The following is a 14220-nucleotide window of genomic DNA, read 5'->3' as shown; positions in this document are numbered from 1 at the left end:
TATGGATAGAGGACGATTATTTCGTTATTCTTATGCTGATTCTTAGAATTTTATTTTATCTTTGTGTGGTAGGCTTTTTGCAAAATAATCTAAAGATGACTTGAAATGATACCCAAAACGATTCATTATTGCTGGTTCAATGATACGCCGATACCTTATAGTTTACAGGTGTGTATGGATTCATGGAAGAAAAATCTCCCTGACTATAAATGGAAATTATGGAGTTTAAAGGATTTTGATGTAAATTCTTTGTCATGGACCAAAGAGGCCTTTAGTGTAGGTGCTTTAGCTTTTGTGGCAGATTATGTGCGTTTACATGCATTATATACCGAAGGAGGAATATATATGGATACCGATGTCATGGTGAAAAAATCTTTTGATCCACTATTATCCAATGGCTTTTTTACTGCTATAGAATATCATCCGGAAATGATAGAGGGAGATGAGATGGCAGGTAAACGTCTTGGACCGGATGGAACAAATCGTTTCCCTGGTGTACGTGTACCAGGCTTAGGTTTGTTATCAGCCATATTAGGAGCTGAAAGGGGACATCCTTATTTAGTGGAAGCTATGAAATTCTATGAAGGTCGCCATTTTATACAAGAAGACGGTAGTTGGTATACAAAGGAGATAGCACCAGATGTGCTGGCGTTGGCTGCTGAAAAATTCGGATTAAAGTATAATAATGAAATAGAACAACAATTAGAAGAAAGAATGCTCATTCTTCCTTCTCGTATATTAGGAGCTGCTTGGAAACAAGTCACAGATGATACTATTGCCGTTCATTTAAGTAAAGGAAGTTGGCGTAAGCGTACATGGTTACGGAGCATTCTCACAAAACTTAATTTTTATCGAAAGATTTTCAGGGCTCAGAAGTAATCATTGGAGGTAGTAAAAGATTTACTCTCTCATTTATATTATACGGCTAAACTTTGTTGGATGCGCATTTTGCTTAATTAGAACAGATGTATGAATAAAAAATGAGGTGACAAAGCTTTTGTCATGCTTTGCCATCTCCATTTTCTTAGTTACCACTTCTCTTTTTTCACCTCAAAACACGGGCATTGTTTCGTCCATTCCATCGGTTCCACTTCTCCGTTGTTGTTATGGTCGGGACTGAGGTTGTGATGTCCCGCTACTTTTGCTCCCGGATAGTCCATCAGCAAAGCACGTACCAATACGCGGAGCGAGTGGTGTTGCCATTCCGTGCGTGTGGTCAGGATTTATCTGTCACGTTTAAATTGATTTTTTTCCATGATTGCCATTGTTTTTTCGTTTGTACTTAAAAAATGGTGCGAAGGTATGAAAAAATAAGAAGAGGATGAAGTTTTATAGGAATAATACAGCACCATTGGAATAAGGTGGAGATTCCTTATTCTATGGATCGCATTGTAAAAACTTACTTCTTATTTCTATTCAGAAAATACATCAGTACAAAATACATGACAGCGGATAAAGAGATTTCAATTATATGAACTTCTTCTGTAAAAAGGAAATCGAGACAAAGATAAGTGGCAAAGAAACCAAACGTTTGAATGAATAGAATTTTCTTTTTCATGATTTAAACACTAAAAGTATTTGGCGGGAATAATAAGTTTAACCTATACTGCAAAGGTATTGAATATTATTTTATATCCTATATTTAGAATTGATAAAAGCATGTGTGCTGATGTCTTTTCTGCAATGGCTTTGATACAATAAGAGAAGAATGTAGTTTGTATCACTAATGAAGGAACCAGGATAGTGATGTTCTTGAAGCTGGCATTCCACTTATTGTTTTTTTAAGTCCAAATCCATGACTGCATGATTTTGGGGCATTTTTTAGACAATATATAAATATCATGCTTTTTGATTGTTTTTATTATTAAATTTGCGTAAACTTTTAGAATTTCGGTTTAATAGTGATTTCTACAATGAATAGCATGAAATACTCGGAACTCATAAAAAATAATAGTTGTAACAATTACTGTCGTTGTTATTCTCATCATTTTTTGAATCTTAATAAGTGTATGTGTCCGGAACTCTGTTAGAATTGTACCCGAAGGAGAACGGTATTTGAAATCAGAATTTAAAAAACATTAGGTTATGTGTAAAAAATTATTTGGAATATTGGCATTGTTTTCTTTCCTTCCATATTTTTCAGTTTGCCAAAATAAATTTCGGGAAAATGGTTGGTATCATATTTTATCCGGACAAACAGATAGTATCTCCCGAGAACCTATCGTGACGATAAAAGATTTTATTTCACTTAGATTGGAAACGGACTATTTTGGGAAAAATGTGATTAGTGGGCAAATCAGTAAATACAAATTGAACAAATGGGCTAAAGAAACGGAAAAGGCAATAGGCAGGCAGATCGCTTTTGTATTCAACGACTCTATCATAACCAATCCACGTGTTAATTGTAGAATAGAAAGTGGGGCTTTCCAGATAACTTCCATTCTTGATAAAGAATTACCGGATATATATGAACGGCTGAAGCAAGAGAAGATCAATTCTATTGAAGCTCTTTTTGAAGGCTGGGAAAAAGACTCCTTGTTTTACGCGATGTCTCCGGAACAAAGAGATTCCATAAGAATGGTAACCGATTATTGGGAAGCCAGTGCATGGGTGGATCTAATAACTAAACCCGATGAACATTATTGGTACAGTATAACGGACTCTACTGAGTATAAAAAACTGGAAGAGGCATTAAAAGAAGAGCTTGGTAAACTCAATTTCAGCAGCAGGGTTTCAGACTATATGAAGTCTAAAGCATATCAGGCATATAAAACGTATATATGCAATAATCCTATATATATCAACCTTATGTTCAAAAGTTTCCTTTTCAAGCAATTCAAGGGGCTGAACGGCTATCTAATAGATGATATTATCCGGGCCAAATATCCTTCCGCCCCAAGTATAAGAACATATGTGGAAAAGACTGACGACTCCGATGATGAGAGATTTGCAGTGTATGAATGGCAGCGAAAAATCTGGTTTTTGATGAATAAGGAAAAAAAGAATCTATAGTTTTTTACTTCATGAAAGAAAATCTTTAATATGTATTTTTTGATAAAAGTAAGGACTTTGGCGTTAAAAATATTCGCCTGCTACCTGATTTATAATGCAAAAAAATCAATCGGACAATTGAACAACTGAATAAATCTTGGGGTGCTCGGTCTGAGGTCAGTGATCATTTCGTCGTGAATGAATACCAGAATGGAGAAATTACCACTCTTGGAAACATAAAAAATAACCGGAGTCGGATTATGATTTCCTTCTCCGGTTCGTAATTCCGGGCAACTCTGTATCAACAATCTTCTCAGCCAGCTTCGGATCCATTTCTGACCTGGGTATCGGAACGATAAGAAACCTCCTGAAATACCCATTGGACTTGTTGTTGGTTCTTGTAAGCTCCTTTAGACAGAAAAGGTTTTTGCATGCCCTTATTTTTCTAGCCAACGATTCAAGTGATTACCAGGAGCAACGATGACAAACTTATAGAACTTCGATTCTGGCAAAGCTTGTAGATCGACTGTGTAACTTCTCTTTCCGGCCGGTAGCGTCACCAATTTGATCCATTCGTCTTCATCTCCCTCTTTGAATTTATTTGTGACGGCAACATAAACGGTCACTGGAACATTCTCCGAATAACATTTCCAGGATAAACCGACCGTATTATCATAAGGCATTGTCTGCAAATCGTAAATGTCAGCATCCCCGACAAAGGACATGCCATCTTGTTCCCACAAGACAGATTGTGGAACCTCAAAGTCCATGAACCGGCAGATGGAAGGTGCAATATCGGTGATTGCCAAATTGCCGGATGTGAAATGACTGTTTACCGGTACATTCGTTGAAACCCAGGTCGTACGTTCACGCCAGGACTGTCCCCCGTGGTCGTGTCCATTCTCTCCGCGTCCATGATCGGTGGTAATAACGACCATCCATTCTTCATCAAAATTGGCCTCCCTATATTTCACGGCTTCCCAAATGCGGGCAACCTGCTCGTCTGCTTTACGCACATATTCATCGAAAAATGCTCCGTTACCGGCAATATGCCCTGCATCGTCAGTGTACCATAAATACACCCAACTCAGATCGGGCGCATCTGTGCGGATACCTTCAGCTGCATCTTTCGAAATTTGTTCGTCTATATCGAAAATATGCAAATCCTTCTCTTTTTTCGGAAAACGGATGCTGTCCAAATCGTAACCGTCTTTTACATAATCAATCTTGAGATAGTTTGTTTCCTTTTTCCCCTCCCCAATCAAAACTGTCCGGTTATTCGTCCAACTGGAATAGATAGCCGTTTTATATTTTTTGGGTTGCTCTTTGGCAATCCGAAAGATCGTCCAGTAATTGTAATTCGGTTTCAGGTCGGAATTGCCTCCTACGTTATGCTTATTAAACCAAGTTGCTGTCAGCAGATTGGTATAGCCAATAGCTGAGATTGTCGCCGTCTGTGAATATCCACCAATTTCTCCTCCGGTATATGCCCGACTGTAAGCGCCTTTTGAAGCAATATCGAATATAGCCGGTGTATGAAGCCTTTCAATCTGGTCGGCAGGAATTCCGTCAACAATTACATATACTGCCTTCTTTGCCTTAGCAAACGTCTGTGCAGACAATAACCAAGGATATAACGCAAGTATAACCACCCAAAGAATTTTAAAAAAACGTTTGCTATCTGAATTCCGCAAACCGGCTTTTAAAAAAACATTTGTCCCCATTATAAAAAAAGTTTTAGAAAATTATTAACTGATGCAATCTAAATTTGCAATCATAATTTAAATTGATATTGTTTGACGATTTAAATCTATAACTTTTTTTTTAATTCATTGTTGTTTTAACAATTAATTATATTTAGTAAAACAGACACTTACTCTTGTGTGTACATCTCTTGTTTTCCTCATACTCTATGCTTGAATTTATAATGGAAGATAGTTAATATGCTCACGTGTTATCCCAAATCTCAGCTTTCGGTAAACGGAAATTACTTTTGTATTATTCTGCAAGACCTTTAAGAGATACATAAGGCGGTTCTTTAAATCCGTTCTTTTTTCACGTTCTTTAATTCTGTTCTTTCGAACAAATGCACTATATTTGTTTCATGGTGAATCAGGAAAAAAACTTATCTATTGAAACTTTGCGTGGTATCGCTATTTTATTGGTAGTGGTGGGGCATGTCATCGGTTCCGGACCTGGTGGGGGCATGAAAATTGATTTTCCACATCCATTGCGTTATCTTTACGTATGGATAGATTATATTCAGATGCCGTTGTTTACGGCTATTGCCGGCTGGGTTTATGCGTTGAAGCCTTTCTCTGCATCTTCCGGTTTTGGAAGTTTTGTCCGGAAGAAAGCTTTGCGTCTGCTGGTGCCGATGGCGGCGGTGGGCACGTTGTATTTTCTGGTACAGTATCTGATGCCGGGCACTAATAATAAAGGGGAGCTTAGCCAAATGTGGCGCATTTATGTATTCCCTTATACCATATATTGGTATCTGCCGTCGTTGTTCTTGATTTTTGTAGTGCAATGGTGGATGGACAGCCGGAAGTGGATGGACACTCCGGGCAAGTGGGCTGTTTGTTGCATTGTGGCGCTGATTTTCAGTAGGATAAATGATGTATGGATTCTGCATGAGGTTCCCGACCTGTTCAGTTTCAAGGGCGCTTTGGGACAGTTGCCCTATTTCTTTGTCGGCGTGGCTGCCTGCCGTTTTGCTGTGTCGCTCTACAGTCGTCTGGCTGTCAGGCGTGTCTTGCTTGCCGTGGCGCTATGGGGGATTGTCTTGATACAGATAGTGTGGTTCTATCCCGGTAAATACGCCTCTTTGAGCATGTTGCTTTATCCCGTGACGTTGATTCCCACCTTGTTCCTGCTGCTGGCATTGAAGTGGCACAACCGTTTTTTTGTCTGGATAGGCGGCTATGCGTACAGTATTTATCTTTTTCATGGTTTCGGTACTTCCGGTGGGCGGATTATACTGAAAATGATGGGGATTGATGCGATTGTCCCCATATTGCTGTCTGCAACTTTTATTGCAACAATCGGGCCGGTATTAGTAGACAAACTGTTTAACTGTTCCAAAATGCTGCGAATGCTATTTCTTGGAAGGAGATAATGCTCTCAGTCTGTTGCGCACCCTTATCATAAAACGCCGTAGCCACGGGAATGTTTCTCCCGACTTCAGATTATAGTATAGTGATTTGGATTCATAAATCATCTGGAAAGTTTCTGTACAAAGCACCGGTTTCTTGGTCAGGCGGTTGATTTCCGCAGCCTGCGGCATAGAGCTTTCTACAAACAGCATGTAGTCGGTGGATGAACCGTATTCTTTGGCTTTGAAGGAGGCGTGGCAATTCGCCCGTTGGCGTGCAGCCATATCCGGCAGGTCCAGCATGACGAGCTTATTGTATTTCACATGGTTCTTCTGGAGCCAGGCTTCCGTCTCCGGACGGTATTTCTCCAAGCGTGAAGTGACCAGTGTGCCAATGGTGACTTTGGGAATGAATAGCGGAAGAGCGTTCAGCAGGAAATGACGGTACTTCTCGCCGTCATCGTTCTCTTCCGGAGTGGGGTCTGCGCAAAGCACACCGTCGATGTCCATGCACGTTTTTTGCAGAATAGAGTGGTTCATGATGTTCCATTGGAAGAAACGGGGATAATCGACTATTTCGAAAAAATAATCAACAGAATGAGTGTGTAGTGGAACTGCATAAATGGCACAGTATTTGATGTTGTATAAATGTTCTATGTCCTTCAGGAGCTCGCGGCATTTCTTCACAGCTTTTCCCGTGGCTATGCTGTCGTCCACAACCAGTACTTTGTGTATGTGGGTCATGTTGAAAGTTTTCCCCCGTTCTCCGGTCTGATAAATATGCCCGTTGCGGAAAGAATCAATGTCCGTGATGGGCAGGTTCAGATAGAGTGCCAGCAGGTTGGCGGGAAACATGCCACTGCGGGGTACACCGACAATGAGGTCGAAATCCCGTGGCAGAATGCTGAGATGTTGCAGGATGCAATGGTTCAAGTCGTCTATGTTACGATAGTTCATGTAGTTTTCTTCTTTAGGAATGAGTCGATTATTTCATAGATTTTCTTCACGCTATGCCCCCAACTGTGGGTCTCGGCAAAGGCTATGCGCTGTTTGGCCAGTTCTTTGTCGTCAGCTTCGGTCACAGCACGGTCTATGGCCGCAAGCCATTCCTCCGGGTTGATGGCCAGGTGCGTGTGACCTGTGAATATGTTGCGCATGGTGTGGGTACTGGTTGCGACAGTGGGTTTACCCATAGCCAGATATTCGTCTATTTTCAACGGATAGTTGCCGTTGGTAATCTTGTTCACCATTTGCGGATTGATGCAGACATCGTAGGCAGCTATGTAGGCCGGTAATTCGTCCACTTTTTTTTGTCCGGTGAAATAGGCATTTTTCAAACTATGGATACGGTCCCGACGGAAAATGTCATCTTCCGGGCCGGTGAACACAAAACTATAATCGGGACGCTGACTTATTATCTGATAAAGCAGTTCTCCGTCAAGGCGGGTACTGTTTATCGTACCCATATATCCGATGATAGGATGTGGAATATTTTGTACATCATCGGGTGTTCCGTACTCTTTGGCGGGGTCGTATAGCGTCAGGTTTACTCCGGTTTCGATGGGGTAGGTATGGGGATTGTAGGCTTGCAACTCTGCGGCAAAACGGGTGGAGTTTGCCAGAACAATGTCTGCAGAGGCTGCTAATTCCGGCTCAAGACGGGTGCCGTGCCTGCGCCAGTAAGCTTCGCCTATGACGTAGTCGCGCCGATAATAGATGCTGACAGCCGGATGAATATACTCCTTCAGATAGCGGCTGCGGTAAATGTCTGTATCAATGAGGTGAATGTAATTCTTGAAGCCGAGTGCGGTGGCCTGCTCTACAATCCATCGGGCTATGCGGGCATTGTTTTTTCTGTTGACGATATTGAAAAGCGATGCGGGCAGGAAATTGGCCGAGAGCACTGTGAAAGGACAGTCCAGTATCCACATGTTGGCGTTGATTTGCCGGAGCGGTGAAGTCTCTCCCTTGATGACAGCCATGCGCCGGATGTAAGACGGAGATTGTCTGTCCCCTCTCAGCCGGATGGAAATGTCCATCGGAGTGTTTATGTAGAGCACCCGGTTCTGCTTTGAAATTTCCAATGCAGTATTCTTGATGGTACTACCTATTTCGATGTCCCATGTTTGCAGGCTGGTGATGATGAAGTCTCTCATGATGTTTGCCGATTACTGGTGAATACTGTGATATATCTTTACATATTCTTCTGCTGTGTGTTTCCAGGAGAACAGTTTTACACGTTCCAGACTGTAATTTACTTGTTGCTGATAGAATGTTGCATCATTCTCCAGACGTAGCAAGGCATCTGCTATTTTTTGCGGTTTTTGAGGGTCGACTAAAATGGCACCTTTACCGGCAACTTCGGGCATTGCCGAAACGTTGCTCGTCACTACAGGAGTACCGCAAGCCATAGCCTCCAGCATAGGAATTCCGAAACTTTCACGCAAGGAAGGATAGAGGAATGCAAATGCTGCATTATAAAGGGTTACTAAATCTTTGTTGCCGATATATCCTGGATAATACAGATGTTTTTTTATCCCGGTGATTCCTTCTTGCTGAAGAAGCTGGTCGATATATTCTTCTTTTAAATCGGCAATGAGAAGGGGGCGTTTCGTTTGGGATGCTTGCAGATATAACGCGTATGCTTTCAGGGTACGCGCCGCATTCTTTTTGGGGTCTGTATTTCCAAGAAAGAAAAGAAAGTCCGGGTGCGGTATGTATTTCTGCACAATACTCTCATCGGGTGTTTCCTGCATCGTAAAGTAAGCGCTGTAGCCGTTGTACACGGCTTTAATGACTTCTTTGGGAAGCTGCAAAGCTTCCCGTATGCGGGTACACTCGAACTGCGAAACTGTAATAATCTTTCTTGCTTTCTTCAGGATGCGGGGAACAATCAGGCGGCGGTAATGCCATCCCATTTCCTGATAGAAGGAAGAACTGCGATGCTGACGCGGTTCCAGATAAATAATGTCATGAAGCGTCAGCACCAATGGGACGGGACACCATAGCGGAGCTGTATTCGATGTACAATGCAGCAAGTCTGCTTTCAACTTCCTGACAGCCCGGGGCAATGCTATCTGCTCCCACAGTGGATAAGTAGGGCAGCGAAGCTCAATGATATGGAGATTCTCCGATTCTTCCAGGCACCGGTCCTCTCCCGGGGCAACGAATACGTAATATTCATTACCGTCTTTCCGCTTTTGCAGTTCTTTCAGTGTTTCCAAGATGACAAAGTCCATGCCATGCTTGTCTTTGCGGAAAATGCGTTGGGCTTCGATGGCGATTTTCATTTTGCTGCCTTTCTTTTCTTTTTTCGTTTAAAGATTCTTGTGATGTGGCTCATGGAAGAGGTGACTACCAATATGGGCAGAGACCAGAAAGCGCTCCGGAACTTGCGGCTGATTTCCCCTTCGGGCATAGCCATCAAAAAAGTGATGAATAAAACGGCTAAAAGTGCATACCATTTTGTAGCAAGCGGCCACTCCAGGAATGTTATTGCCACGGCACATATCGTGATATATAAGATGAGCAGAAAACGGGATGGAAGTAGCCATTGGAATAATTTTTCGCATAAATCCCACTTTCCTTGTAAGAAGGCTATCGGAAATTGTTGCAATGCCAGTATGGAGCTGCGATACTGTGAGCCCAACCAGCGTTGGCGTTCTTTGCTGTACCCCGATGTATCGTCTGTCTTTTTGCAATAGCAGACTATTTCTTCCATGTATTCGGTATATATGTTTTCCTTCAAGAGTTCCATTTCTGTAGCTTTGGCCAAATCGCTTCCTGATAATCTGGGAGCGATTTCCTGGAACATTTCAAAATCAAACATCATGCCCGAACCGATGAGGGCGGAGGAGAATCCCAGTGCCGTATGTGCCTTGCGGAAGAGGTGGTTGTTGATTTCTTCGCTGGTGGCGTTTAATACGGCGATGTTGGTATTCAGGTTTTCCGTCATGCGGTGGGCTTGGATGGCATCGCATCCGGAGTAGTAGGCGTTGTTGAAAAGCTCCAATGCGTTAGGAACAACTTTGTTGTCTGAATTGAATATGGTGATGGCATCGTACTCATGAGGAGAATAACGCTCCATAACCTGCTGTATGGCATATATCTTTGTGCAATGCTCTTTATCGGGCACGACAATATTGACCGGCATCTGGAGCAGCGTAACTAAGTCTTCTTCGGACAGTTGTGTGGCAGCTACTGCGATGTCGTATTTTTCTCTCGGATACATCTGCGTATCAAGGAAATGATTGATGGACTCTATCACTTCCTTGCCGTTTTTCAACACAACAAAGAGGACCAGGAAACGATGTTGCTTGGGGGACGGTGGATAGGGATTCTTGTATTTCCGCAAGGAGGCCAATGCATAGATAAACAAGTAGGCTACGGGGATGGCCAGCAATAAGAAAAGAACCGCGTCTGTCATTTGCAAGGCATTGTTGTTCTCGTCCATCCACCAGTCGGGATTGAATATGGAAAAAATGTCGTTCATATATGTTTTCTATTTAATATTTTCTATTTCTTTTTCATTTTTTGTTGGGTCAGCAGTTGGTCGATATGCTCCCCATTAATCAGGACTGACAAAAATAAAATAACCATGAATCCTGTAGGGAATTGGAAGAAAAAAGCATTTCCATAGGCGCTTATCATTAGTCCGAAAATGCCGCAAGCAATGGCCGTGAGTATTCCACGTAGCTCGTTATTCTTAATCCGAAACATGATAAGATAGCAACCTCTTAACAATGTACTGACATATATGGTAAGAAAAAGCACTAATCCTACAATACCGGTTTCCATCCATATCTTGACATAAAAAGAATCATGGGGAATGAGTGTTGTGAGACGGGAACCATATTTTCTGGCTTCTACCCCTCCCAAACCGAGTCCTTCTCCGAAAGGTTTGTATTTTAGATATTCAGCCAATCTTTTTTGGTTTTCTTTGCGGACAGTGTATGAGGCATCTTCTGTAGGTCTGAAAGCTGTGCGCATGCGTCTGATTGAAGAGTTACTTTCACCGATATAGGTATGGGCGAAAAAGATATAAAAAAATAAGCCGAATATGACTGTAGCTCCCATGAGCTTGATATTTTTACTGAGGAAAGTAAACAATATGCTTCCTCCGATGGGGACAAACAGTGCACCGCGAGTTCCGGAAATGAACAAGGCATATATGGAACAAAGGGCAATAATTATATAATAGAGTCTTATGAAACGTTCTTTCACGAAGATAGCCGAGATACCGAACAGAATGGCAGCAAAACCCATGTTGGAACCGAAATTTCCAGCATCTGTGAAAAAGGAAAAATATCGGGTGACATCGGATAAAAGGTGTGTCTTGTACATTTCCGTTTCAATCAGCATGGTTGTTTCTGTCTCATCAAAACCTACATATTTCTGGTAAACAGTTTTGGCTACGGCTGTCAATGTGAATATGGACAGAAAAAGCATAATGATGCGCAATCGCTTATAGGAGGTCATTGTTAAAACGCCAATTAATGACATGACAAGGGTGCTGTATATGATTCCACGAGAGTAAATCCAAGCTTCCGTGAGAGCTGTTGGGTTTATGATTTCAGCCGCAGTATATATGGCCCATATGCAACCTCCAAACGTCAGAATATTTTTGGTGTATTTCCATGCAATCTTACCTTGTTGATGATAGGAATATATCAAAAGTGTTATAAGCAGGGTGACGGTTGCAACATCATACCAGACACTCAACCCACTACCTTGCGTGTATCTGTACCAGGGAATGAAAAAGTAATTGAATGTGAATAGGAAACATACACCGGCAAAAGGGTTTCTTAATGCTTGTATTGCTATTATCAAGAAGAAAGGGGAAAGGCAAACGTATGCAATGATATCCCAAGTACTGAATAATATGCTATAGATGAGTGCACCCAGTCCGATGATGAACACTAATAATGTTACCGCCAAGGGAGATATGCTATGTCCTTTGATATCCGTTTGCATTTATTTGACAGCTGCTGATTTTGATGTTAAACCTAATTGTGCCAACCGGCTGAAGAAACTGTGGACCGGAGTATGAGGAGGTAATTCTCCGGTAAAGCTTTCAACCACTTCGCGGTCTGCATTGTTGAGATACATAAATAGAGGAGTTCCTTCCAATTCTTCCTTTAACGGTTTCAATCGGGTGTCGTCATCTCTGCCCCACAATCGGGCAGCGTTGGCTATCAGCAAATTGAAATCTGCTTTTTTCAATACCGACATAGGTAAAGTGGCGGTACTGACAGCAGGATATTCCACTAAAATAATGTCCGGTATTTCTTCTGCTTCATTTAAAGCCCAGAAGTCAGACAATTCTTGAGCTTGTACATATCCCTTGTTTTGGGTGTCGAAATCGTGGTCGTATTTTACAAGGCGCACTTTCATACCCTCAGTTTCCCAGTAATCGATGAAATATTTGGCAAGGAATGATTTCCCTTCACGTTTCTCCATGCTGAGCAGGTTTATGACGGTGGGACGATCCGGATGTAAGTAGTTGTTGAATTGTCGGCAACTGTAGGCTGCGGCAAGCCGGTTGCAAGCCTTGAGGAATCCACGGAATTTTAAGTTGCTTACACCGTTGAATGCTGCAATGACAGATAGTCCGGTCAGACGTTTGCTGCGGTCAGGGTCTCGGAGAGTGCGGTCTAACAATTCAATCAGCAGGAAGTAACCGCTTATGAATATTAAACTGCCGAAGAATGCCGCAAGGACGTAGATAATTCTTTTTCTGCCATTGTCTGTCAGCGGATACTCGGGTGATGCTATGACCTGCAGGTTGGCAGTTGTCATCTTGATATTCTGCAAACGGAGGTGTGCTTCAGCAAGGCCTCCTATTTGTCGGCGGTAATTGTCTTCGGCAATGCCTACGGCACGTTCTTTTCGCTTGATTTGAGTGCCTACGGGTGAGAATTCCCGGTATTGGCCGATAATGTCCCGTTGGCGGTCAACCAATACTTTCACTTCAGCTTTGGCTTTCGCCTCATTGATGCATGCCGTCAGCCATTCTGTCACCATTTCTCGAATGCCTACACCCTCCTTGGAGAAACCATACTCGTTTAAATTATCGGAGAGATGGCTTATTTTTTCTTCTGCCTTTTGCAGAGCATCTTTTTCTCTTTGAAGTTTATCACTTTTCTTCTGACTTTGTTCTGTGGTAAAAATTTCTTGTTCGAGAATGCTTTGGTTCAAGGTGCTGACTTTTTCCAACTCTTGTAATAAATTCGTATTTGTGCGTATAATCTTGGCCCGTATGTCCATTTTATTCTCTAACATTTGGCGCAAGGCTACTGCACTTCCATAATTTCGTTGCACTGCTTCCATACGGTCGTCTGTCGCATATTTGGTCAAAGCCAATGCCTTGGATTGTTCGTCGTAGTTGATGACTTGTTTTTGAACACTATAGTCTGTCAAATCATCTTCTTCTGCAGTAAGTGCTTTTTTGGCTATTCGCACTTGTTCTTCAAAATAGGCGATAGCACTGTTTGTGGCACTGAACCGGAGTTGCTCATAAGCCTTTAACAGTTCATCTTCCAATATCTTGAGGGTGTTTTGCGTAATACCGGGATCGGAGGAGGTATATACCAATTCTATCAGGTCACTGGTACCCAATCGTTTAATGGTGATTGAATTTAATGCGTTATAGCTATAAAACGGATAAGGGCGGTTGAATATGGAATAGACAAAATTGCTACTGTTCTCCTTTCTGTAATTCATTAAATTAGTTACGGTTTTATCCAAAGAGGAACGGTCTACCAAAGCCAATACTTCTTTTGGAAGGATTTGGACAAGTTGTCTGTAATGTTTGGCTTGAATGTACATATTGTCTTTCCATTCATCACCGTGTACAAGATTGGTTGCAAGCAGTCGAACGGAAACCTTTGCCAAAGTGTTTTTGGACTTGCCAATATTAATGATATTGTCGAAAGTACTGTTGATGTTGATAAGCTGGCTTCCATCCAAATTGGTACTATTGGTTACGCCTGCATATAAACTACTGTTTACCGTATAACTGTATGGTAAAAATTGGGTAAAGTATATGACCAATGCCGTAACAAGAAGACTTCCCCACAATAACCAATAACGGATGCGGTAAAAGAAGCTTGCCAAAAATTGTACTATATTCATAA

Annotated in this window: 10 protein-coding genes and 1 pseudogene; 3 read left to right on the top strand and 8 right to left on the bottom strand. The window is 41.9% G+C overall.

What is annotated here, in order from left to right; translation table 11 throughout:
* Positions 1–105 precede the first annotated feature (105 nt).
* Positions 106–879: a glycosyltransferase family 32 protein gene (locus H1A11_RS08065; protein ID WP_117601357.1), complete on the top strand. Its 774-nt coding sequence runs from the start codon at positions 106–108 to the stop codon at positions 877–879.
* A gap of 149 nt (positions 880–1028) precedes the next feature.
* Here the strand turns inward: H1A11_RS08065 and H1A11_RS08060 are convergent.
* Positions 1029–1214, bottom strand: a pseudogene (locus tag H1A11_RS08060) (N-acetylmuramoyl-L-alanine amidase); the annotation flags it as partial.
* An 871-nt stretch (positions 1215–2085) separates the two neighbouring features.
* Between H1A11_RS08060 and H1A11_RS08055 the strand changes: the two are divergent.
* Positions 2086–3012: a hypothetical protein gene (locus H1A11_RS08055; RefSeq protein WP_117601355.1), complete on the top strand. Its 927-nt coding sequence runs from the start codon at positions 2086–2088 to the stop codon at positions 3010–3012.
* 416 nt (positions 3013–3428) lie between these two features.
* Here H1A11_RS08055 and H1A11_RS08050 read toward each other — a convergent pair whose 3' ends face one another.
* Positions 3429–4715, bottom strand: a complete 1287-nt coding sequence (locus H1A11_RS08050) for a hypothetical protein (protein WP_226791187.1) — start codon at positions 4713–4715, stop codon at positions 3429–3431.
* A gap of 380 nt (positions 4716–5095) precedes the next feature.
* On the opposite strand from H1A11_RS08050, the gene H1A11_RS08045 reads away from it, so the two are divergent.
* Positions 5096–6109: an acyltransferase family protein gene (locus H1A11_RS08045; RefSeq protein WP_171030453.1), complete on the top strand. Its 1014-nt coding sequence runs from the start codon at positions 5096–5098 to the stop codon at positions 6107–6109.
* Here H1A11_RS08045 and H1A11_RS08040 read toward each other — a convergent pair.
* Genes H1A11_RS08040 through H1A11_RS08015 form a run of 6 tightly spaced genes read right to left on the bottom strand, consistent with a single transcriptional unit; the run spans position 6089 to position 14218 of the window.
* Positions 6089–7042 (bottom strand): phosphoribosyltransferase, encoded by a 954-nt coding sequence (locus H1A11_RS08040; RefSeq protein ID WP_181758003.1) that lies wholly within the window; start codon positions 7040–7042, stop codon positions 6089–6091. The two genes, H1A11_RS08045 and H1A11_RS08040, sit on opposite strands and share 21 nt — an antisense overlap.
* Positions 7039–8241 (bottom strand): glycosyltransferase, encoded by a 1203-nt coding sequence (locus H1A11_RS08035; protein ID WP_131225280.1) that lies wholly within the window; start codon positions 8239–8241, stop codon positions 7039–7041. Before H1A11_RS08035 ends, H1A11_RS08040 begins: the two co-directional genes overlap by 4 nt.
* 12 nt (positions 8242–8253) lie before the next feature.
* The gene (locus H1A11_RS08030) at positions 8254–9375 is read right to left on the bottom strand and encodes a glycosyltransferase family 1 protein (RefSeq protein WP_181758002.1); all 1122 of its coding nucleotides are present in this window, start codon (positions 9373–9375) and stop codon (positions 8254–8256) included.
* A complete protein-coding gene (locus H1A11_RS08025) occupies positions 9372–10577 on the bottom strand; it encodes a glycosyltransferase family 2 protein (protein ID WP_117601351.1) in 1206 nt (401 codons plus the stop codon). The genes H1A11_RS08030 and H1A11_RS08025 overlap by 4 nt, the downstream gene beginning before the upstream one ends.
* 23 nt (positions 10578–10600) lie before the next feature.
* Positions 10601–12058 carry an O-antigen ligase gene (locus H1A11_RS08020; RefSeq protein ID WP_117601350.1) on the bottom strand — a complete coding sequence of 486 codons (1458 nt, stop codon included), beginning with the start codon at positions 12056–12058 and terminating at the stop codon, positions 10601–10603.
* Entirely contained in the window at positions 12059–14218 is a 2160-nt protein-coding gene (locus H1A11_RS08015; RefSeq protein ID WP_119961504.1) for a hypothetical protein, read from the bottom strand. It abuts the gene before it with no gap.
* Positions 14219–14220: the final 2 nt, after the last annotated feature.

It is taken from the genome of Bacteroides sp. CACC 737 (assembly GCF_013874375.1).
GTDB classification, from domain to species: domain Bacteria; phylum Bacteroidota; class Bacteroidia; order Bacteroidales; family Bacteroidaceae; genus Bacteroides; species Bacteroides uniformis.
The sequence above is the reverse complement of the archived record's forward strand: the minus strand, read 5'-3'. Positions and strand labels throughout refer to the sequence as shown.

Coding starts and splice junctions, on each gene's coding strand:
- H1A11_RS08030 (WP_181758002.1), bottom strand. CDS start 9,375: ATGAAAATCGCCATCGAAGCCCAACGCATTTTCCGCAAAGACAAGCAT.
- H1A11_RS08065 (WP_117601357.1), top strand. CDS start 106: ATGATACCCAAAACGATTCATTATTGCTGGTTCAATGATACGCCGATA.
- H1A11_RS08055 (WP_117601355.1), top strand. CDS start 2,086: ATGTGTAAAAAATTATTTGGAATATTGGCATTGTTTTCTTTCCTTCCA.
- H1A11_RS08020 (WP_117601350.1), bottom strand. CDS start 12,058: ATGCAAACGGATATCAAAGGACATAGCATATCTCCCTTGGCGGTAACA.
- H1A11_RS08035 (WP_131225280.1), bottom strand. CDS start 8,241: ATGAGAGACTTCATCATCACCAGCCTGCAAACATGGGACATCGAAATA.
- H1A11_RS08015 (WP_119961504.1), bottom strand. CDS start 14,218: ATGAATATAGTACAATTTTTGGCAAGCTTCTTTTACCGCATCCGTTAT.
- H1A11_RS08050 (WP_226791187.1), bottom strand. CDS start 4,715: ATGGGGACAAATGTTTTTTTAAAAGCCGGTTTGCGGAATTCAGATAGC.
- H1A11_RS08025 (WP_117601351.1), bottom strand. CDS start 10,577: ATGAACGACATTTTTTCCATATTCAATCCCGACTGGTGGATGGACGAG.
- H1A11_RS08040 (WP_181758003.1), bottom strand. CDS start 7,042: ATGAACTATCGTAACATAGACGACTTGAACCATTGCATCCTGCAACAT.
- H1A11_RS08045 (WP_171030453.1), top strand. CDS start 5,096: ATGGTGAATCAGGAAAAAAACTTATCTATTGAAACTTTGCGTGGTATC.